The organism is Bradyrhizobium sp. HKCCYLS20291 (assembly GCF_051167715.1).
In the GTDB taxonomy this organism is placed as follows: Bacteria; Pseudomonadota; Alphaproteobacteria; order Rhizobiales; family Xanthobacteraceae; genus Bradyrhizobium.
The window spans coordinates 465,533-485,205 of sequence record NZ_JBNPTO010000005.1; the positions used below are offsets into that span (position 1 = coordinate 465,533).

Sequence of the window (19,673 nt, forward strand, 5' to 3'; positions counted from 1 at the left end):
GTTAAGTCATGAGCGACAACGAGATCCCGCTTCCCGACCTCAATTCCGCCGATGCCCCGCCGATCACCGGCGACGTCGGCTACAACGAGGAGGAGCACGCCGCTCGCATCGCGGCCGACCTGGAGGCCGTGTTCGACGTGCCGGTCCAGGTCTCGGCCGTGCTCGGCCGCTCCAAGATGGACGTCGGCGAGCTCTTGAAGCTCGGACCGGGCACGGTGCTCGAGCTCGACCGCAAGGTCGGCGAAGCCATCGACATCTACGTCAACAACCGGCTCGTGGCCCGCGGCGAGGTCGTGCTGGTCGAGGACAAGCTCGGCGTGACGATGACGGAAATCATCAAGTCCGACCGCAACTGACAGACATGACCGGCGCGCTGATCGAGAGCGGCGCCAGCGAATAGGAGACGAACATGCGGCTTCTCATCGTCGGAACGCTGAAGGGCCAGCTGACCGCGGCCACCAAGATCGCCATGGAGAACGGCGCCACCGTGACTCATGCCGAGGACAACGAGCAGGCCATGCGGGTGCTGCGCGGGGGCAAGGGGGCCGACCTCATGCTGGTCGACGTCGCCCTCGACATCCGCGACCTGGTGATGCGGCTCGACACCGAGCACATCCACGTGCCGATCGTCGCCTGCGGCATCACCAGTGATGCTCGCGCCGCGGTCGCCGCCATCCATGCCGGCGCCAAGGAATACATTCCGCTGCCGCCGGATCCCGAGCTGATCGCGGCCGTGCTGGCCGCCGTGGCCAACGACAGCCGCGACCTCGTCTATCGCGACGACGCGATGGCCAAGGTGATCAAGCTCGCGCAGCAGATCGCCGGCTCCGACGCCTCGGTGATGATCACCGGCGAGTCCGGCACCGGCAAGGAGGTGCTGGCGCGCTACGTCCACACCCGCTCGGCCCGCGCCAAGCGTCCCTTCATCTCGATCAACTGCGCCGCGATCCCCGAGCATCTCCTGGAATCCGAGCTGTTCGGCCACGAGAAGGGTGCCTTCACCGGCGCGGTGGCGCGCCGCATCGGCAAGTTCGAGGAGGCCAATGGCGGCACCCTGCTGCTCGACGAAATCTCCGAGATGGACGTGCGGCTGCAGTCGAAGCTGTTGCGCGCGATCCAGGAGCGCGTGATCGACCGCGTCGGCGGCACCCGCCCGGTGCCGGTCGACATCCGCATCATCGCGACCTCGAACCGCAATCTCGCCGACGCCGTGCGCGAAGGCACATTCCGCGAGGACCTGCTGTTCCGGCTCAACGTCGTGAACCTGAAGATCCCGCCGTTGCGCGAGCGCCCGGCCGACATTCTCGAACTGGCTCAGCACTTCGCGCGCAAATATTCCGAGGCCAATGCCGTGCCGCTGCGACCGATCTCGGCGGAAGCCAAGCGCATCCTGACCAGCAATCGCTGGCCGGGCAACGTCCGCGAGCTGGAGAACACGATGCATCGCGCCGTGCTGATGGCGCAGGGCGACGAGATCGGGCCGGATGCGATCCTCACGCCCGACGGCGCGCGCCTCGACATCAGCAAGACCCAGCCGGCCGTGGCCCATGCTACGATGGCGGCGGAGCAGGTCACGCGGGCGCTCGTCGGCCGCACGGTCGCCGACGTCGAGCGCGACCTGATCCTGGAAACCTTGAAGCACTGCCTGGGCAACCGGACACATGCGGCCAACATTCTGGGCATCTCGATCCGCACGTTGCGCAACAAGCTCAACGAATATGCCGACGGCGGCGTGCCGATTCCGCCGCCGGGCGCGGGCGACCCGCGGGTGCCGAGCACGGTGTAGTCCGCCAGCCCTGATCCGCAACATTCTCGGCGGCGCGCTGCTCCTCAGCGCGCCGTTGGTCGTTTCAGCGAAGGGCGCCGAATCGCTCGGCCGGCTGACCGGCTGCTGGGAGCAGACCTCGCACGCGCCGCTGGTGCAGCCAACGTCGGGCGAGGAATGGGGCGCGCGCAGCTGGTGCTTCGCCCGCAGAGGCAAATTGATCTCGCGGACGCTCGCCTGCGGCGCCGGCGGATGCGACGGCTGGGACAACGAGCGCCGCTATCGCTGGCGGACGCCGATGCTATCGTTGTCCGACGTCGAGACCTCGCCGGACGGCAAGACACGGACCACCGTCTGGCGCCGCTGCCGCGTGCGGTTTCTGACCCGGGATTGGATGCAACTGCAGGATTGCAGTCAGTCGACCGATCCATGGGTCCGCGAGACGCCGACGCGACGTTAGCCAAGAGACGTCAGCTAAGACATGTCAGCTAAGACATGGGTGGCGCTTCCGTCGCGTCGGTTCGGATTTCCTCGCCTCCCGGGAGGAGCCCCTTGTTCTTCGCGGTCGGGGTGTGCGGTTGCAAGGGCACTATCAGACAGTCGAGCGCTGCGTCGAGCAGGCGCTGGCCTATGGGCCGCTTTCGGCGCTGGACGAGCGAGGATCTTCCGCGCGAGATCTAAATTGGGCGACAATCGGCGGCAGTCGGTTGACCTCCTACGGAGCGGGTACTTCTAGGCCAATTCCTGCCAATTCATCATTGCGAACGGCAATTGTTCGCCGACGGCTCCAGCCATTCCCGAAGTGCGGAATTCCCAACCGATTGAAATATGAGACATATCTGACATATCCCCCGATGCGACGACTTGGCCCGGCGCTTGCTGACCGTCGACCCGAACCGCGGCGAAGCACAGCGGAGGGAGGATCATCTATGTCGGTTATCGGAACGCCACACGTCGAGACGGAAACGGGCTCGATCGACTATTCGGACATGGGACGTCGCATCAAGGCGATCCTGATCGGATCAGTCGGAAATCTCGTCGAATGGTACGACTTCTACGCCTATTCGGCGTTCGCCCTCTACTTTGCCGGGTCGTTCTTTCCCAAGAGCGATCCCGTGGCGGAACAGCTCTCCGCGGCCGCGGTGTTCGCCATCGGCTTCGTCATGCGCCCCATCGGCGGCTGGCTGTTCGGCTATCTCGCGGACCATCACGGCCGCAAGAATTCGTTGACGATCTCGGTCCTGCTCATGTGTTTCGGGTCGCTGGTGATCGCGATGACGCCGAGCTACGCGACCATCGGCATCGCCGCGCCGATCATTCTCGTGATTGCACGCATGCTGCAGGGGCTGTCGCTCGGTGGCGAATATGGTGCGAGCGCGACCTATCTTTCGGAGATGGCTGATCCCAAACGGCGAGGGTTCTATTCGAGCTTTCAGTACGTCACGTTGATCGGCGGACAGCTCACCGCCATCCTGGTGCTGCTGTTGCTTCAGAAAGTGCTGCTCACGCCCGACCAGCTCAAGACCTGGGGCTGGCGCATTCCGTTCTTCATCGGCGCAGTGCTGGCCGTCATCGCCTACGTGATGCGTTCCAACATGCACGAGACCGATCACTTCCAGGCGGCGAAGTCGGCCGCCACGAAAGCTGGCTCGCTGCGCGCGCTGCTGCGGCATCCCAAGGAAGTGCTGCTCGTGATCGGCCTGACCATGGGCGGCACGACGGCGTTCTACACCTACACGACGACCATGCAGAAGATCCTCAAGCTGCAGGTCAAGCTCACCGACGACCAGACGACGGCGGTCGTGTTCGGGTCGCTGCTGTTCGCTACGCTGCTGCAGCCGATCTACGGCGCGATATCGGACAAGGTCGGCCGGCGTCCCCTGCTGATGATGTTCGGCATTCTCGGCACGCTCTGCACCTATCCGCTCCTGAAGTTTCTCCAGGGCGTCACCGACGCCTGGGTCGCCTTCGCCGTGGTCTGCGCGGCCTGGATGATCGTGGCCGGCTACACCTCGATCAACGCGGTGGTGAAGGCCGAACTGTTCCCCACCAACATCCGTGCCATGGGCGTTGGCCTTCCCTACGCCATCACGGTCGCAACCTTTGGCGGCACGGCCGACTGGGTGGCGTTGAAGATGCAGGACATCGGCCATGCCGACTGGTACTACTGGTACCTGACCGGTGTGATCTTCTTGTCGTTCCTGGTCTATGCCGGCATGCGGGACACGAAGCACGACAGCGCCATGGAACGGCATGTGTGATAAGGCGATCGCCCGCCTGCTCGCTTGCAGGCGGGCGATCGTCGCCGGATAGAGGTCCCGGGACGGCGCAGGCTTCTGCCGATCGGAGTAAGCGCCTTGCGGACGCACTGAATGAAGAACCGGCGAACGCTCCTGCTCGGCATACTCGGGCTGCAGGCATTGCTGGCCGCCTTTGCCTACAAGGCAGCGGACGACGCGAGCCTGCGAGCGGCACGCGTTCGCGCGAACGAGCGCCTCTCCATTCTGTCGGACACGCTGCACGATACGATCGACCGGTTCAGCGGCATTCCGGACCTGGCTTCGGCTGGCTCGCCGGTCATCGCGGTTCTGCAGGATCCGGCCAGCCAGCCTCTTGTCGCCGCGGCCAACACGTTTCTGGAACGCGCGGCAAAAGGCGTCGGCGCTGCCGCTCTCTTTCTTCTCGACGACCGCGGCATCGCGATTGCTGCGAGCAACTGGCGCGACGCGGGAAGCTTCGTCGGCCACGACTACAGCTTCCGCCCCTATTTCCACGAGGCGATGAGCTCGGGCCGAGGCCAGTATTACGGCGTCGGCGTCACGACCGGCTTGCCCGGCTACTTCATGTCGTCTCGCATCGCCCGTCCCCTGGACGAGAAGCCGGCGGGCGTGCTCGTCGTGAAGATCGACTTCTCCGAGCTCGAGGAGAGCTGGGCAAAGGGCAGCGAGACCGTACTCGTGACGGATCAGGACGGCGTCGTCTTCCTGACCAACGACAAGCTCGTGAAGTATCGGCCGGTCCAACCGCTGCCCAGCGACGCCCGCGCACGGCTCGACGGCGAGCGGCGCTATGCGACAAATCCGATCGGCGCCGTCATCGAGGCAAAGCTGCTGGATGCGGATCTCAGCGCGTCCGGGCCGATCGCATCGACGTCATGGCGCATGATCACCATCATACCATCAGACGGCCGCCGGCTTCAGCCCGTAGCGGCCGCCGCCATCGTGTTCACGACCGGTCTCGCGCTGTGGCTCTCTCTGATCGTTCTGTGGCAGCGCCGGGCGCGCGTGCTGGCGGAGCGCCACGCGCTGGTGGTGCTGGAGAGCACCGTCGCGGAGCGAACCGCCGCCCTCGCGAGCGCGCTGGGACGGCTCGAACAGGAGGTCGAGGAACGCAGGCGGACCGATGCGGAACTCCATCGCGCGCGCGACGAACTCGTCCAGACGGCCAAGCTCGCGGCCATGGGTGAGGCGTTCTCGGGCCTTGCGCATGAGGTCAACCAGCCCTTGGCGGCACTTCGAACCTATGTCTCCGCCACGCGGCTGCTGCTGGAGCGCAATGATCTCGCGAGCGCGACGGCGAACCTGTCCGTCATGGATCGCGCAATCCAGAAGCTGAGCGGACTGACCGCAAATCTGAAACGGCTCGCCCGGCAGGACGATCGCAAGTTCGAGACGATCGATCTCGGGGTCTGCGTGGGCCAAGTGCTCGAGCTGCTGAAATTCAGGCTCGTCGACGAGCATGTCGAGATCGAGTTCGAGCCGCTGTCGCGCGCCTGGATGTTCGGAGACGCCGCCCGCATCGAGCAGGTCGTGCTCAATCTTCTGCAGAACGCGATCGACGCGGTGTCCGGCCAGGCAGATCGCCTCATCGTCATTGCCGTCGAAACACTGGACGAGCAGGTTGTCCTGATCGTCGGCGACCGCGGCCCCGGCGTGCCCGCTGCCGCCAGCGGGCGGCTCTTCGATCCCTTCTTCACGACGAAGGAGCCGGGTCGCGGACTGGGTCTTGGCCTTTCCATCGCCTATTCCATCGTCAAGGAGCATGGCGGCTCGATTCAGTACGAACGCTCCGACGCCGGCGAGACGCGCTTCCGCGCCGTCTTTCCGCGGGCGAAGGGAGCCGAACGGAACATCGCATGAGCGAATTCAACGGAAGAGCGCTGCTGGTCGACGACGACGAGGTGCTTCTCGGCAGCCTCGAACAATGGCTCGGCCTGTCCGGGTTCGAGGTGAGGACCGCGGGCGCCGTCGGCGCTGCGGTCGCCGAGATCGATCGGCAGGAGTTCGACGTCGTCCTCACCGACCTGCGCATGCCGGGCCAGGACGGCATGCAGCTGCTGGCCCATGTTCGGGAGAACAAGCCCGACCTGCCGGTAGTGATCCTCACCGGGCACGGCGATGTCCCGCAGGCGGTGCAGGCGACGCGCGCCGGCGCCTACGACTTCATCGAGAAGCCCTATGACCCGGACCGGCTGGTCGTCACGCTTCGGAACGCGGCCAGGCAGGCCCGTCTGCAACGCAGGTTGCACGCAGCCGAGCAGCAGCTTAAGGGCGACGACTGCGTATCAGCCCGCCTGATGGGCACGTCGTTCGACATGGTCCGATTGCAGGCCGAGATCCGGTCTCTCCTTTCGGCGCCGCTCGACGTCCTGATCGCCGGCGAGACCGGCGCGGGCAAGGAGGTCGTGGCGCGCGCGCTGCATGCTTGCGGGCCGCGCCACACCAAGCCCTTCGTCGCCATCAACTGCGCCGCCATTCCCGCCGACATCGTCGAAAGCGAACTGTTCGGACACGAACCCGGCGCCTTTACCGGGGCAAGCAGCGTCCGCATCGGAAAGTTCGAATTCGCCAATGGCGGAACATTGTTTCTCGATGAAATCGAAAGCATGCCGCTGGCCGCGCAGGGCAAGCTCCTGCGCGCGCTTCAGGAGCGCGCGATCGAGCGCGTCGGCGGCAACAAGTCCATCAGCATCGACATCCGCGTCATCAGCGCAACCAAGTCGGACCTGCGCAAGGCCGCCGAAGCCGGCCAGTTCCGGGCAGACCTGTTCTACCGTCTTGCCGGATACGAGATCGAGGTCCCGCCGCTGCGTCGGCGCGGCGACGATCTGCTCCTGCTGTTCCGGCACTATGCGCGGCTGGCCGCCGACGCCGCCGGAAAGCCGGAGCCTGAACTGCCGGCAGCGGCGATAGCGGCGATTTTCGAGTATGCTTGGCCCGGCAATGTGCGCGAGCTCAGGTCGGTCGCCGAACGCTACGGGATGGGTCTTGGCCTGCGAATCCAGCGCGACGTCGCGTCGGAGCAGACCGTCTCGGCAGGCCTCGAACAAATGCTCGACGACTACGAGCGCCGCCTGATCCTCACCGCCCTGCAACGCGCCGACGGCTCGGTATCCAAGGCGCTGGAGGCTTTGCAGGTGCCTCGCCGGACACTCAACGAAAAGATGCGCCGCCTCGGGATTGCCCGAAAACCGTCTGGTGCCGGCGATCAGCCGTAAGGTCCTGAAGCCGGTCGTCGCGAGAACTGCCGGTGGGGCAAAAGGCTCGATCGCTCGCGCGCCAATTTAGTTAGCAGCGGCGCGCTACGAATAGTTCGGCGCCTCGGGATTGCGGAAGATGTGGATCGGATCGCCCGGCGTGAACTCGCGCTGCGTCAGCACCGCATAGGCATAGAGCGCGAGATAGAGCATCGCCACCGTGCCGATCGCGTAGAGAGCCCAGGTTCCGATCCGATTCATGATTTCCGCTGCCGAGGCCGACGGCGTGCTTGTACGGCGTCTTGCGGACCGACGCCAGCGTCGCGGCTGTCTTCAGGCCTACGGCGTGAAGCCTGGATCCGGCACACTGAGCGCAGCCAATGCCGCCCGGTCGTCGTCGCGATCCACCGACACATAGCTGCCATGCCAATACGCCAGGGCCGCCGATTGCGGCGCCACGTCGACATGGACGACGCGGCCGATCACGATGCCATGGGAATGCCGCTCGATGATCTCCTCGACCTCGCAGTCGAGCGCGGCGAGCGCACCGACCAGAAGCGGCACACCGGTGACATGCTTGCGCCAGTCGGCGCCGGCGAACCGCTCGGCGCCCCGCAGCCCGCCTTTACCCGAGAACCGCTCGGCGACGCCGATCTGGTCCGCCGCCAGCAGATTGGCGCCGAAAACACGCTCGCGCTGCAGGATCGGCCATGACGAGGCATTCCGATTGAGGCTGACGACGACCGATGGCGGATCGATCGACAGCGATGCGAGCGAGCTCACCGTCATGCCGGTGACGTCATCGCCACGTCCGACCGTGATGACGCTGACGCCACCGACCAGTTGGCGCATCGCAGAGCGGAAATCCGGCTGGAGCGCCGTGGCATCAGGCATGTGACGGACGATGGAGTTCATTGCGTTGGTCTTTCCTACCCCGTCGTGCCCGGTCCAAGCAACTGGGCCAGGATCGAGCCTTCCAGCGCGGCCAACCCGGCAGATCCGCGCTGACGTGGCCGCGCCAGACCGACCGTGATGTCCTCGGCAATCCGGCCATCTTCGATGACGAGGACCCGGTCCGCAAGTGCGACAGCCTCCGCGACGTCATGGGTGACCAGGATTGCGGTAAAGGTTTGGTTTGCCCAGACCCCCTCGAGCAGCCGCTGCATCGCAATGCGCGTGAGCGCGTCGAGCGCGCCAAGCGGCTCGTCGAAGGCAAGCAGCCGCGGCCCGCTCACCAGCGCGCGGGCGAGCGCCACACGTTGCTTCTGGCCGCCCGACAGCACCGCCGGCCATTGATCACGCTTCTCGGCCAGCCCGACGTCCTCCAGCGCGCGCCGCGCCCGATCATGCGCGCCCGCAGCCTTGCGGTCGCGACCAAGGCCGACCTCGACATTGGCCAGCACCCGCGCCCATGGCAGCAACCGCGGCTCCTGGAACATCACGCGGACGTCCTCCGGCCGCGCCGCAGCCTCGCCGAAGCTGATCGTGCCGGACGTCGGCTTGTCGAGACCTGCGATCAGCCGCAACAGCGTGCTCTTGCCGCAGCCGCTCTGGCCGACGATGGCGACGAACTGGCCGGCCGGAATCTCCAGATCGATGCCGCGCAGCACCTCGTTGTCGCCGAACGACTTGCGCACATCGCGGATGACGAGCGGCAGGCCGCGCGTTGCGTTGTTGTCCGGCTGCGGAGTCACGCCTGGCTTGCTCACATGGCGGAAAGCCTCAGCATGCCCGATCACATCGGTGCCGTCGATCGCCTCGACCTCGGATACGGGAATTCGGAGCACTTGCTGCATGGACAGACCTCAATGCTTGCTGAAAGCCGGATGCCAGGACAGGGTCAGGCGCTCCAGCAGCCGCGAGGCGCTGTCGGCGAGCTTGCCGAGTAGCGCGTAGATCAGGATGGAGAGCACGACGACGTCGATCTGCATGAACTCGCGCGCCTGCATCGCCATGTAGCCGAGGCCCGATGAGGCCGCGATCGTCTCGGCAACAATCAAGGTGAGCCACATGATGCCGAGCGCGAAGCGCAGGCCGACGAAGATCGACGGCAGCGCGCCGGGGACGATCACGCGGCGAAACAATTCGCCGTCCGTCATGCCGTAGACCCGGCCCATTTCAATGAGTTGCGGGTCGACGGTGCGAATCCCGTGCAGCGTGTTGAGGTAGACCGGAAAGAACACGCCGAGCGCGACGAGAAACAGTTTTGCGCTCTCGTCGATTCCGAACCACAGGATGACCAACGGGATCAGCGCCAGATGCGGCACGTTGCGGATCATCTGCAGCGTCGTATCGGTGAGCTTGGACGACAACTGCGAGAGGCCGTTGGCGAGCCCGAAGGCGAAGCCGATGCTGCCGCCGATCAAAAAGCCGATCGAGGCACGCCAGAAGCTGACCCAGATGTTGCGGCCGAGCTCGCCCGACCACAACAGCTTCCAGCCGGCGCGCGCAACATCGCTCGGCGCCGGCAGCACCCGCGGCGAGACCAGGCCGGCGACCGAGGCCGCCTGCCAGATCATTAGGATCGCGAGCGGAACGATCCACGGCAGCAGACCATCCGCCTTGGGCACCGCGAGCTTGCGGGCCTTGGGAAGACTTTCAATCAGGCTCATGACTGCGACGCCCGCTGCAGAGGACGATGCTCATTGGCGATGGTCTCGCCGAACGGGCCGGTGTTTGTACGGAGCTTCGTCACGTTGCCGCCCTGCTCCACCGCGTTCAGACCCAGCTTCGGGAACACCAGCTCGGCAAAGCGATAGGCTTCCTCGAGATGCGGGTAGCCGGAGAGAATGAACGTGTCGATGCCGATATCCTGATACTCGCGGATCCGCGCCGCCACGGTGTCGGGATCGCCGACCAGCGCGGTGCCGGCGCCGCCGCGGACGAGGCCGACGCCGGCCCACAGATTCGGGCTGATCTCGAGCTTGTCGCGCCGGCCGCCATGCAGTTGCGACATGCGCTGCTGACCGACCGAGTCCATGCGGGCGAAGATCTTCTGCGCCGAGGCAATCGTGTCGTCGGTGACGTGCTTGATGAGGTCGTCGGCCGCCGCCCACGCCTCCTCGTTGGTCTCGCGTACGATGACATGCAGGCGGATGCCGAACGACAGCTTGCGGCCGCGCTTGTCGGCAACCGCCTTCACCTTGGCGATCTTGGCGGCGACGTCGGCCGGCGGCTCGCCCCAGGTCAGGTACTTCTCGACGGTGTCGACGGCGACGTCGATGCCGGCATCCGACGAGCCGCCGAAGAACAGCGGCGGGCGCGGCGACTGCACCGGCGGGAACAGCAGCCGGCCGTCCTCGACGGTGATGTGCTTGCCGGCGAAGTTGACGGCTTCGCCTTCGAGCAGCTTGTTGTAGACGGTGAGGAACTCGCGGGTGACCTCGTAGCGCTCCTCATGCGACAGGAAGATGCCGTCGCCCTTGTTCTCGATCGGGTCTCCGCCGGTGACGACGTTGACGAGCAGGCGGCCATTGCTGACGCGGTCGAGCGTCGCGGTCATGCGCGCGGCTACGGCCGGTGACTGCAGGCCGGGGCGCACGGCCACGAGATAGCGCAACTTCTCGGTGAACGGCGCCACCGCCGACGCCACGATCCAGGAATCCTCGCAGCTGCGCCCGGTCGGGATCAGCACGCCGTAATAGCCGAGTTGGTCGGCCGCCTGCGCGATCTGGCGCAGATAGTTGAAGTTGACCTCGCGGCCCCCCTGCGACGTGCCGAGATAGCGGCCGTCGCCATGGGTCGGCAGGAACCAGAGGACGTTGGGCTTCGATGCATTGCTCATGTTGTTCACTTTCGGATTGCTGCGCGCGATCAGGCGTCAGGTGGACGGCGTCCACTTCCAGACGATGTCGGCGACGTTGATGGATTTCGGAATGAGACCGACGCGGGCGAAGCGGTCGGCCACGGCCTGCTGGCTCCTGATCACCTCGTCGTCGATCGGCACGACGCTGTAGACCGAGCGGTCGACGAAGCGCTTGACGGCATCGAGATCGACGCCTGTCGCCTCAGCCTGCGCCTTGGCGACCTCCTCGTGATGCCTGTTGGCCCACACGCCCTCGGCTGCGAAGGCGGCGTTCAGCCTGGCCACGATGGCCGGATACTTTTCGACGAAATCGCTGCCGACGATGTAGAACGAATTCGGCTTGTGGACGTCCTTGTCCCATACGATGATGCGGGCATTCTCCTTCAGCTCGGCCAGCGCGAGATACGGATCCCAGATCGACCAGGCGTCCACCGAGCCCTTGACGAAGGCGGCGGTGGCATCGGCCGGCGCCAGCGGCGCGGGCGTGATGTCGCTCCAGGCGAGGCCCGCCTTCTCCAGCGCGGCGACCAGCAGATTGTGCGCGCTCGATCCCTTGCCGAAGGCGACGCGCTTGCCCTTGAGATCGGCCAGCGTCTGGATCGGCGAGTCCTTCGGCACGATGATCGCCTGGCTGCTGCCGTTCTGCTTCACGGCCGCCGCATAGCGGATCTTGGCGCTCGCGGCTTGCGCGAAGATCGGCGGCGCGTCGCCGACATAGCCGAAATCGACGCTGCCGACGTTGATGGCTTCGAGCAGCGGCGGACCGAATTGAAAGTCGACCCATGCGATGTCGATGCCGAGTGGCTTGAAGGTGTTCTCGATCGTGCGGCGCGCCTTCACGGCCGGGAAGAAGCCGCCCTTCTGGGTGCCGATGCGGATCTCCTTCGGCCTGTCCTCGGCGCGCAACGGCGCGGCGCAAGTCATCAGTGCAGCCGATGCCATCGACAGTTTCAGAAAATCACGACGCTTCATGGCCCTCTCCGAGATCAGCTGCGCATCGACGTTGATGCGATGCGAGAGATGATGGTGGTCGGCCGAACGCGTGTCGAGCACCCCGAAAAAATAGCGATGCGGGTCCTGTCAGCTCGCTGCGAGAGGGGATGTTCGTATCGGCTGCGCCACGCAATGCAGCGATAATTTCTCACCCTTGACGAGGCGATCACGCGTCTTCACGGCGCATCAACCAAGATCGCGTGCAAGCCGGGCCGAATCCGAAGTTGCGGCCCGCCACCCCGAGGGCGGTTCCACGACTTGATCCACATCAACGCCGGTTCCAGTCGCCCAATGTAGTATATCGTTCAGGCGCGGCCCGGATGCCGCAAACTCTCCTCCCGCACACACAGCAGAGAATTCTCTCATGTCGCTCGTTGGCAGCGATGCGAATGCGCGTTCGCGCCGCAGACGCATGGAAATTTTTGCCTTCCTGTTCCTCACCGCCGTGATCATGCCCGCGCTCGCGGTGGCGACCGTCGGCTCCTACGGACTCGCGGTGTGGGTCTACCAGATGATGGCCGGGCCGCCCGGCCCGCCCGCAGCGCATTGACCGGAAGGACGGCTCGCATGCTCTCAACCCGCACTGCTCTCGACCGGCGCGCCCTGATCACCGGCCGCGTGCTCGCGGCCGAGCCGGTGGTCGCGCCGCCCTCGGGCGAGATCGCCTCGATCATCGTGCAGACCCGACCCGATCAGCTCGACCACGTGTCGGCCGAGATCCTCGCGCTGTCCGGCTGCGAGATCCACGGCCGCGACGAGCGCGGCAAGCTGATCGTGGTGGTCGACGCGCCCAATGCCGGCGCGCTCGGCGCCACCATGACCACGATATCAGCGATTCCCTGCGTGCATTCCGCCTGCCTCGTCTTCCACGCCATCGACGCCGGCTAATCAACCGAGACCATCATGACCGAAGCAAAGATCGATCGCCGTCAGATGCTGAAGCTGGAGGCCGCCGCGATTGCCGCAGCTGCCGCCGGCATGCCGGCCGCTGCGCGCGCCGCCAACCTCGTCACCGAGCGCGAGCAGAGCGAGCTGAAATGGGACAAGGCCGCCTGCCGCTTCTGCGGCACCGGCTGCAGCGTGATGGTCGCGACCAAGGACAACCGCGTCGTCGCCACCCATGGCGACATCAAGTCCGAGGTCAATCGCGGCCTCAACTGCGTCAAGGGCTACTTCCTGTCCAAGATCATGTACGGCCATGATCGCCTGACGCATCCGATGCTGCGCAAGACCAACGGCAAGTACGACAAGAACGGCGAGTTCACGCCTGTTTCCTGGGACGAAGCCTTCGACATCATGGCGTCGAAGTTCAAGGACGCGATCAAGAAGCGTGGTCCCTCCGGCGTCGGCATGTTCGGCTCGGGCCAGTGGACGATCTGGGAAGGCTACGCGGCGTCAAAGCTGTTCAAGGCCGGCTTCCGCACCAACAACATCGACCCCAATGCGCGGCACTGCATGGCCTCGGCCGTGGCCGGCATGATGCGCACCTTCGGCATCGACGAGCCCCCGGGCTGCTACGACGACATCGAGGCGACCGATGCCTTCGTGCTGTGGGGCTCCAACATGGCGGAGATGCATCCGATCCTGTGGACCCGCGTCACCGATCGACGGCTGTCGGCGCCGCATGTCAAGGTCGCCGTGCTCTCGACTTTCGAGCACCGGTCGTTCGACCTCGCCGATGTCGGCATGGTGTTCAAGCCGCAGACCGACCTCTACATCCTCAACGCCATCGCCAACCACATCATCACGACCGGCCGCGTCAACAAGGACTTCGTCCAGGCGCACACCGTATTCAAGAAGGGCCAGACTGATATCGGCTACGGCCTGCGGCCCGAGCATCCGCTGCAGAAGAAGGCCACGGGTGCCGCCAAAGCCAACGACGCCACCGACATCTCGTTCGACGAATATGCAAAATTCGTCTCGGACTACACGCTGGAGAAGGCCGCCGAGATGTCCGGCGTGCCGTTGAACCGGCTGCAGGCGCTCGCCGAGCTCTATGCCGATCCCAAGACCAAGGTGGTCTCGTTCTGGACCATGGGGTTCAACCAGCACACCCGCGGCGTCTGGTGCAACAACCTAGTCTACAACATCCATCTGCTCACGGGAAAGATCGCCGAGGCCGGCAACAGCCCGTTCTCGCTGACCGGCCAGCCCTCGGCTTGCGGCACCGCGCGCGAGGTCGGCACCTTCTCGCACCGCCTGCCCGCCGACATGGTCGTCACCAACAAGGAGCATCGCACAAAGGCCGAGCACATCTGGCAGCTGCCGGAGGGCACGATCCCCGACAAGCCCGGCTATCACGCGGTGCTGCAGAGCCGGATGCTGAAGGATGGCCTGCTCAACGCCTATTGGGTGCAGGTCAACAACAATCTGCAGGCCGGCCCGAACGCCAACGAGGAAACCTATCCGGGCTTCCGCAACCCCGACAATTTCATCGTCGTCTCCGATGCCTATCCGTCGGTGACCGCGCTCGCCGCGGACCTCATCCTGCCGACCGCGATGTGGGTGGAGAAGGAAGGCGCTTACGGCAATGCCGAGCGCCGCACCCAGTTCTGGCATCAGCTCGTCGCGGCACCGGGCGAGGCCCGCTCGGACCTGTGGCAGCTGATGGAATTCTCGAAGCGCTTCAAGATCGAGGAGGTCTGGCCGGAGGAGCTGATCGCCAAGAAGCCTGATGTCCGCGGCAAGACGCTGTTCGACGTGCTCTACAGGAACGGCCAAGTCGACAAGTTCCCGCTCGACCAGATCGAGCCGGGCTATGCCAACGACGAATCGAAGGCGTTCGGCTTCTACGTCCACAAGGGCCTGTTCGAGGAATACGCCGAGTTCGGCCGCGGCCACGGCCATGACTTGGCACCGTTCGAGACCTATCACAAGGAGCGCGGCCTGCGCTGGCCGGTCGTCGACGGCAAGGAGACGCGCTGGCGTTTCCGCGAGGGCTCGGATCCCTACGTCAAGGCCGGCACCGGCGTGCAGTTCTATGGTTTCCCCGACGGCAAGGCGCGCATCTTCGCGCTGCCCTACGAGCCGCCGGCGGAATCGCCCGACAAGGACTATCCGTTCTGGCTGTCGACGGGCCGCGTCGTCGAGCACTGGCATTCCGGCACGATGACGCGTCGTGTGCCCGAACTCTACAAGGCGTTCCCCGAAGCCGTCTGCTTCATGCATCCGGACGACGCCGAGGCCGCGAACCTGCGGCGCGGCGACGAGGTCAAGGTCGCCTCGCGGCGCGGCTTCATCCGCGCCCGCGTCGAAACCCGCGGCCGGGACAAGCCACCGCGCGGGCTCGTGTTCGTGCCGTGGTTCGACGAATCCAAGCTGATCAACAAGGTGACGCTCGACGCCACCGATCCGATCTCGCTGCAGACCGACTACAAGAAATGCGCCGTGCGCATCGAGCGGGTGTGACGACCATGATCAAGAAACTTGCCATGATGCTGCTCGCCGCCAGCCTGGCGGCCGGCTCGAGCGCCCTGCTCGCCCAGAGCGTCTCGTCCTCGCTGCGCGGCCAGACGCCGCTCAACGACGAAGGCCCGGCGCCGCCGATGCAGCCGACCAAGAACACCGCCGAGAAGGAGGTGCGCAACTATCCAGAGCAGCCGCCGGTGATCCCGCATTCCATCGACGGCTATCAGGTCGACATGCAGGGCAACAAATGCCTGTCCTGCCACGCCCGCGCGCGCACGGCCGAATCCAAGGCGCCGATGCTGTCGATCACCCACTTCATGGATCGCGACGGCCAGTTCCTGGCGTCGGTATCGCCGCGGCGCTACTTCTGCACGCAGTGTCATGTGTCGCAGAGTGTCGCCACTCCGCCGGTCAGCAACGACTTCGTCGACATCGACACCGTGCTGTCGCACGACAAGCCGGGTGGCAAGCGATGAGCAGCGCCGACATCCCGCAGGGGACGGGAACGCCGGCCCCCGAAAAACGGCTCGGCTTGATCCGCCGCACCTGGCAGTTCGTGCTCGACCTGATCGACGTGCTGCTGAAGCCGAGCTCGATCTTCGGGCTCGGCGTGCTGGTGCTCGCCGGTTTCGTCGCCGGCGTGATCTTCTGGGGCGGCTTCAACACCGCGCTCGAGATCACCAACACCGAGAAGTTCTGCACCGGCTGTCACGAGATGAAAGACAACGTGTTCGCCGAGCTGAAGACGACCGTCCACTTCTCCAACCGCTCCGGCGTCCGCGCGTCATGCCCGGACTGCCACGTGCCGCACAACTGGACCGACAAGATCGCGCGCAAGATGCAGGCCTCGAAGGAGGTCTGGGGTCACCTGTTCGGCTCGATCGACACCCGCGAGAAGTTCACCGACCGCAGGCTGGAGCTGGCCTTGCACGAATGGGCGCGCTTCAAGGCGAACGATTCGCTGGAGTGCCGCAACTGCCACAGCTCGCAATCGATGGACATCACCAAGCAGTCCCCCCGCGCCGTCGAAGCCCACCAGCGCTTCCTCTTCACCGGCGAAAAGACCTGTATCGACTGCCACAAGGGCATCGCGCATCATCTGCCGGACATGCGCGGCGTGCCGGGCTGGCAGTAGGGTTCTTAGCGCTTTCTAATACGCACTTCCCGTGCGGCCGCCCCTCACCCCAACCCTCTCCCCGTGAAGAGGGAGCGCACCGTCGTCCGCCTCTTCCACTTACCTTTTCTCGCAAACATCCGATGCTGTCGCCGCGCCAGCGGTCTACCCCCCTCCCCGCAAGGGTCCGCAAGGGGGAGGGGCGCACCGTCCGGGTCGCACGTGCTCGACTTCCACGCACATTCGGCATCTCAGCGCGGAACGTGGCGGCCCTCTCCCTCATCCAGCGCTTGATCTCCCCGCATCAGCCCTTAGGTTCACGGAATGTCCCGAGTCGCTCCGCGGCTCCATTTCTGTGAGCCATGACCACCTTCTCTCCCCATCAGGATTCCGCCCTCAAGGCCGTCGGCGACTGGCTGAAGGAAAAGCCCGGCCGGAACGGCACGCCGCAGGTGTTCCGGCTGTTCGGCTATGCCGGCACCGGCAAGACCACGCTGGCCCGCCATATCGCCGAGGGCGTCGATGGCGACGTCAAGTTCGCGGCGTTCACCGGCAAGGCGGCGCTGGTGATGCGCAGCAAGGGCTGCGACAACGCCTCCACCATCCACTCGCTGATCTACCGCGCCCAGGAGACCGGCGAGGAGCAGCCGAACTTCGAATTGTGGGACGACGCGCCGGCCTCCAAGGCCAAGCTGATCATCATCGACGAATGCTCGATGGTCGACGCCGATCTCGGCCGCGACCTGCTCTCGTTCGATTGCCCGCTCTTGGTGCTCGGCGATCCCGCGCAGCTGCCGCCGGTCAAGGGCGGCGGCTTCTTCACCGACAACGAGCCGGACGTGATGCTGACCGAGGTGCATCGCCAGGCGCAGGACGATCCCATCGTGCGGATGTCGATGGACGTGCGCGAGGGCAATACGCTCGACATCGGCCGCTACGGCGAGAGCGAAGTGGTGGAGCGCCGCGAGCTTGATCCGTCACGCGTCATGGAGGCCGACCAGGTGCTGGTCGGCCGCAACGCCACCCGGCGCGCCTACAACAACCGTTTCCGGCAGCGCCTCGAGATCGAGGACGCGCTGCCCGTCGCCGGCGACAAGCTGGTGTGCCTGCGCAACAACCGCAAGAAGGGCCTGTTCAATGGCGGGCTGTGGCGGGTGAAGTCGCGCGCGACCTCGAAGTCCAAGATCGTCACCATGCGCGTCGCACCGGAAGAGGATTTCGGCCGCAAGGTGACCAAGGTCTCGGTGCGCGGCGAATGCTTCGCCGGCGGCATCGAGGACATCCCGTGGGAGCAGCGCAAGCCCTATGACGAGTTCGACTACGGCTATGTGCTGACCGTGCACAAGTCGCAGGGCTCGCAATGGGACGACGTCGTGCTGTTCGACGAAAGTTTTGCATTTCAGGAAGCCCGCGCCCGCTGGCTCTACACCGGCATCACGCGGGCCGCGAAGCGGCTGAGCATCGTGGTGTGACGCTTCCCTAATATCCGCGCGCTCACTTCGTCGAAGCTGCTATCGCTCTCTCCGCGCCGTCATGGCCGGGCTCGTCCCGGCCATCCACGTCGCACGGCGCTGTGGAACGACGTGGATGCCCGGGACGAGCCCGGGCATGAAGCAAAATAATCGCCCACCCGGTTCAGACGACGAAACGGCGGGAACGGTATCGCCCTGCCCTGCTCGCGCGAAGCCTGCGACCCGTTGATCCAGGTCAACCTGCCGCAGCGCGCTTGGCGGATAAAAATCGATTCACATGTCTGTACGGCAACAGCAGTCGGGGCGGAATCGCATGGCAAACTCCAAGGGTACCAAGAGCAGCGCGTCCAAAGGCAAGCGCGCGAGCGCCACGACGCGCGTCGCGCGCAAGCAATCCGCTACAACGCTCGATCCGATCGCGCAGTCGCTGGTCGACGAATCGATGCAGGCGGCGCGGATCACCGAGCTGTCCGCGTTCGAAACCGTGCTGAACGGACCGCCGGCGCTCGATGCCGACAGCGCGCCGGTGAAGGCGATGCTGGATGGCGCCTCGCCCGACGACGCCAAGCTGATGCGGGCGCTGATCGACGGCAAGGCCAAGCGCGACAAGCGCCGCACCTCGGACGAGCTCTCCGACAATTGGCGCCACGGCGGCTACCCGTACAAGTACCGCATGTATCGCAAGGACTATGAGGAGCAGAAATTCGTCCTGCAGACCGAGCTGCTCAAGCTGCAGAACTGGATGAAGGACGCGCGGCAGCGCCTGGTGCTCTTGTTCGAGGGCCGCGACGCCGCCGGCAAGGGTGGCGCCATCAAGCGCTTCATGGAGCATCTCAACCCGCGCGGCGCGCGCGTCGTCGCGCTGGACAAGCCGAGCGACGTCGAACGCGGCCAATGGTACTTCCAGCGCTATGTCGAGCATCTGCCCACATCGGGCGAGATCGTGCTGTTCGACCGCTCCTGGTACAACCGCGCCGGCGTCGAACGCGTGATGGGGTTCTGCTCGCAGACCGAGTACGATGAATTCCTGCGCCAGGTGCCGGAGTTCGAGCGCAACCTCGTGCGCAGCGGCATGCATCTGATCAAGTTCTGGTTCTCGGTCAGCCGCGACGAGCAGCGCCGCCGCTTCAAGGAGCGCGAGGCGCATCCGCTGAAGCAGTGGAAGCTGTCGCCGATCGACACGGCGTCGCTCGACAAATGGGACGACTACACCCGCGCCAAGGAGGCGATGTTCTTCTCCACCGACACCGCCGACTGCCCGTGGACCGTGATCAAGTCCGACGACAAGAAGCGCGCGCGGCTGAACGCGATGCGCTGCGTGCTGCACTCCCTGCCCTATGCCGGCAAGGACGTCTCGCGCATCGGCCATGTCGACGATTTGATCGTCGGCCGCGCCAGCGTCATCCACGAGCGCGAGGAGCACGCGAGCTGATGTGAGGTCGTAGGGTGGGCAGAGGCGCAAAACTGCCCTCTCCACCCGCACGATTGCAGTGGCGCCGTGCCCACCATATCACCGCGGGCTTGCCGAAAGACGGTGGGCACGCTGCCGCCTTGCGGCGGCCGCTTTGCCCACCCTACGAGGCTGTGAATCTTTTGATGCCAGCCGTGGTGCGAATATGATTCTCTGAGCGGAGCGATTT

19 protein-coding genes are annotated in these 19,673 nt (G+C 65.5%); 13 read left to right on the forward strand and 6 right to left on the reverse strand.

From position 1 onward, the window contains the following. The first annotated feature begins 8 nt into the window (after positions 1-8). The 6 genes from fliN (at position 9) to ACQR07_RS15085 (ending at position 7,262) form a co-directional block, all read left to right on the forward strand. Complete coding sequence (gene fliN, locus ACQR07_RS15060) at positions 9-356, forward strand: flagellar motor switch protein FliN (RefSeq protein WP_434869518.1); 348 nt, start codon at positions 9-11, stop codon at positions 354-356. A gap of 53 nt (positions 357-409) precedes the next feature. Next, positions 410-1,786, forward strand: a complete 1,377-nt coding sequence (gene flbD / locus ACQR07_RS15065; RefSeq protein WP_434903048.1) for a sigma-54-dependent transcriptional regulator FlbD — start codon at positions 410-412, stop codon at positions 1,784-1,786. Positions 1,787-1,841: 55 nt separating this feature from the next. Next, a complete protein-coding gene (locus tag ACQR07_RS15070; protein WP_434903049.1) occupies positions 1,842-2,225 on the forward strand; it encodes a hypothetical protein in 384 nt (127 codons plus the stop codon). 469 nt (positions 2,226-2,694) lie between these two features. Then, a complete protein-coding gene (locus ACQR07_RS15075) occupies positions 2,695-4,026 on the forward strand; it encodes an MFS transporter (RefSeq protein ID WP_434903050.1) in 1,332 nt (443 codons plus the stop codon). A 111-nt stretch (positions 4,027-4,137) separates the two neighbouring features. Continuing rightward, positions 4,138-5,904, forward strand: a complete 1,767-nt coding sequence (locus ACQR07_RS15080) for a sensor histidine kinase (RefSeq protein ID WP_434903051.1) — start codon at positions 4,138-4,140, stop codon at positions 5,902-5,904. Beyond that, positions 5,901-7,262, forward strand: coding sequence for a sigma-54-dependent transcriptional regulator (locus ACQR07_RS15085; protein ID WP_434903052.1), 1,362 nt, complete (start codon positions 5,901-5,903; stop codon positions 7,260-7,262). The genes ACQR07_RS15080 and ACQR07_RS15085 overlap by 4 nt, the downstream gene beginning before the upstream one ends. Before the next feature lie 84 nt (positions 7,263-7,346). Here the strand turns inward: ACQR07_RS15085 and ACQR07_RS15090 are convergent, their stop codons facing one another. From ACQR07_RS15090 to ACQR07_RS15115, 6 genes are all read right to left on the reverse strand, one after another. Further along, on the reverse strand, positions 7,347-7,502 hold the full coding sequence (locus ACQR07_RS15090) for a hypothetical protein (protein ID WP_434869515.1): 156 nt from the start codon (positions 7,500-7,502) through the stop codon (positions 7,347-7,349). A 78-nt stretch (positions 7,503-7,580) separates the two neighbouring features. Beyond that, positions 7,581-8,156 carry a flavin reductase family protein gene (locus ACQR07_RS15095; RefSeq protein WP_434903053.1) on the reverse strand — a complete coding sequence of 192 codons (576 nt, stop codon included), beginning with the start codon at positions 8,154-8,156 and terminating at the stop codon, positions 7,581-7,583. 14 nt (positions 8,157-8,170) lie between these two features. Continuing rightward, a complete protein-coding gene (locus tag ACQR07_RS15100) occupies positions 8,171-9,037 on the reverse strand; it encodes an ATP-binding cassette domain-containing protein (protein WP_434903054.1) in 867 nt (288 codons plus the stop codon). Positions 9,038-9,046: 9 nt separating this feature from the next. Beyond that, a complete protein-coding gene (gene ssuC / locus ACQR07_RS15105; protein WP_434903055.1) occupies positions 9,047-9,853 on the reverse strand; it encodes an aliphatic sulfonate ABC transporter permease SsuC in 807 nt (268 codons plus the stop codon). Continuing rightward, a complete protein-coding gene (gene ssuD, locus ACQR07_RS15110; RefSeq protein ID WP_434903056.1) occupies positions 9,850-11,025 on the reverse strand; it encodes an FMNH2-dependent alkanesulfonate monooxygenase in 1,176 nt (391 codons plus the stop codon). The genes ssuC and ssuD overlap by 4 nt, the downstream gene beginning before the upstream one ends. Positions 11,026-11,061: 36 nt before the next feature. Next, positions 11,062-12,018, reverse strand: coding sequence for an aliphatic sulfonate ABC transporter substrate-binding protein (locus ACQR07_RS15115; protein WP_434903057.1), 957 nt, complete (start codon positions 12,016-12,018; stop codon positions 11,062-11,064). Positions 12,019-12,403: 385 nt separating this feature from the next. On the opposite strand from ACQR07_RS15115, the gene napE reads away from it, so the two are divergent. From napE to ppk2, 7 genes are all read left to right on the forward strand, one after another. Beyond that, a complete protein-coding gene (napE, locus tag ACQR07_RS15120) occupies positions 12,404-12,589 on the forward strand; it encodes a periplasmic nitrate reductase, NapE protein (protein WP_434903058.1) in 186 nt (61 codons plus the stop codon). Positions 12,590-12,606: 17 nt separating this feature from the next. Further along, on the forward strand, positions 12,607-12,927 hold the full coding sequence (locus ACQR07_RS15125) for a chaperone NapD (protein ID WP_434903059.1): 321 nt from the start codon (positions 12,607-12,609) through the stop codon (positions 12,925-12,927). Positions 12,928-12,942: 15 nt separating this feature from the next. Then, the gene (gene napA / locus ACQR07_RS15130; protein WP_434903060.1) at positions 12,943-15,447 is read left to right on the forward strand and encodes a nitrate reductase catalytic subunit NapA; all 2,505 of its coding nucleotides are present in this window, start codon (positions 12,943-12,945) and stop codon (positions 15,445-15,447) included. Positions 15,448-15,470: 23 nt separating this feature from the next. Beyond that, positions 15,471-15,923, forward strand: coding sequence for a nitrate reductase cytochrome c-type subunit (locus ACQR07_RS15135; RefSeq protein ID WP_434869558.1), 453 nt, complete (start codon positions 15,471-15,473; stop codon positions 15,921-15,923). Next, complete coding sequence (locus ACQR07_RS15140) at positions 15,920-16,582, forward strand: NapC/NirT family cytochrome c (protein ID WP_434903061.1); 663 nt, start codon at positions 15,920-15,922, stop codon at positions 16,580-16,582. The genes ACQR07_RS15135 and ACQR07_RS15140 overlap by 4 nt, the downstream gene beginning before the upstream one ends. A 341-nt stretch (positions 16,583-16,923) precedes the next feature. After that, the gene (locus tag ACQR07_RS15145) at positions 16,924-18,033 is read left to right on the forward strand and encodes an ATP-dependent DNA helicase (RefSeq protein WP_434903062.1); all 1,110 of its coding nucleotides are present in this window, start codon (positions 16,924-16,926) and stop codon (positions 18,031-18,033) included. Positions 18,034-18,346: 313 nt separating this feature from the next. Beyond that, on the forward strand, positions 18,347-19,465 hold the full coding sequence (ppk2, locus tag ACQR07_RS15150) for a polyphosphate kinase 2 (RefSeq protein ID WP_434903063.1): 1,119 nt from the start codon (positions 18,347-18,349) through the stop codon (positions 19,463-19,465). Positions 19,466-19,673 lie beyond the last annotated feature (208 nt).

Coding starts and splice junctions, on each gene's coding strand:
- fliN (WP_434869518.1), top strand. CDS start 9: ATGAGCGACAACGAGATCCCGCTTCCCGACCTCAATTCCGCCGATGCC.
- flbD (WP_434903048.1), top strand. CDS start 410: ATGCGGCTTCTCATCGTCGGAACGCTGAAGGGCCAGCTGACCGCGGCC.
- ACQR07_RS15075 (WP_434903050.1), top strand. CDS start 2,695: ATGTCGGTTATCGGAACGCCACACGTCGAGACGGAAACGGGCTCGATC.
- ACQR07_RS15080 (WP_434903051.1), top strand. CDS start 4,138: ATGAAGAACCGGCGAACGCTCCTGCTCGGCATACTCGGGCTGCAGGCA.
- ACQR07_RS15085 (WP_434903052.1), top strand. CDS start 5,901: ATGAGCGAATTCAACGGAAGAGCGCTGCTGGTCGACGACGACGAGGTG.
- ACQR07_RS15090 (WP_434869515.1), bottom strand. CDS start 7,502: ATGAATCGGATCGGAACCTGGGCTCTCTACGCGATCGGCACGGTGGCG.
- ACQR07_RS15095 (WP_434903053.1), bottom strand. CDS start 8,156: ATGAACTCCATCGTCCGTCACATGCCTGATGCCACGGCGCTCCAGCCG.
- ACQR07_RS15100 (WP_434903054.1), bottom strand. CDS start 9,037: ATGCAGCAAGTGCTCCGAATTCCCGTATCCGAGGTCGAGGCGATCGAC.
- ssuC (WP_434903055.1), bottom strand. CDS start 9,853: ATGAGCCTGATTGAAAGTCTTCCCAAGGCCCGCAAGCTCGCGGTGCCC.
- ssuD (WP_434903056.1), bottom strand. CDS start 11,025: ATGAGCAATGCATCGAAGCCCAACGTCCTCTGGTTCCTGCCGACCCAT.
- ACQR07_RS15115 (WP_434903057.1), bottom strand. CDS start 12,018: ATGAAGCGTCGTGATTTTCTGAAACTGTCGATGGCATCGGCTGCACTG.
- napE (WP_434903058.1), top strand. CDS start 12,404: ATGTCGCTCGTTGGCAGCGATGCGAATGCGCGTTCGCGCCGCAGACGC.
- ACQR07_RS15125 (WP_434903059.1), top strand. CDS start 12,607: ATGCTCTCAACCCGCACTGCTCTCGACCGGCGCGCCCTGATCACCGGC.
- napA (WP_434903060.1), top strand. CDS start 12,943: ATGACCGAAGCAAAGATCGATCGCCGTCAGATGCTGAAGCTGGAGGCC.
- ACQR07_RS15135 (WP_434869558.1), top strand. CDS start 15,471: ATGATGCTGCTCGCCGCCAGCCTGGCGGCCGGCTCGAGCGCCCTGCTC.
- ACQR07_RS15140 (WP_434903061.1), top strand. CDS start 15,920: ATGAGCAGCGCCGACATCCCGCAGGGGACGGGAACGCCGGCCCCCGAA.
- ACQR07_RS15145 (WP_434903062.1), top strand. CDS start 16,924: ATGACCACCTTCTCTCCCCATCAGGATTCCGCCCTCAAGGCCGTCGGC.
- ppk2 (WP_434903063.1), top strand. CDS start 18,347: ATGGCAAACTCCAAGGGTACCAAGAGCAGCGCGTCCAAAGGCAAGCGC.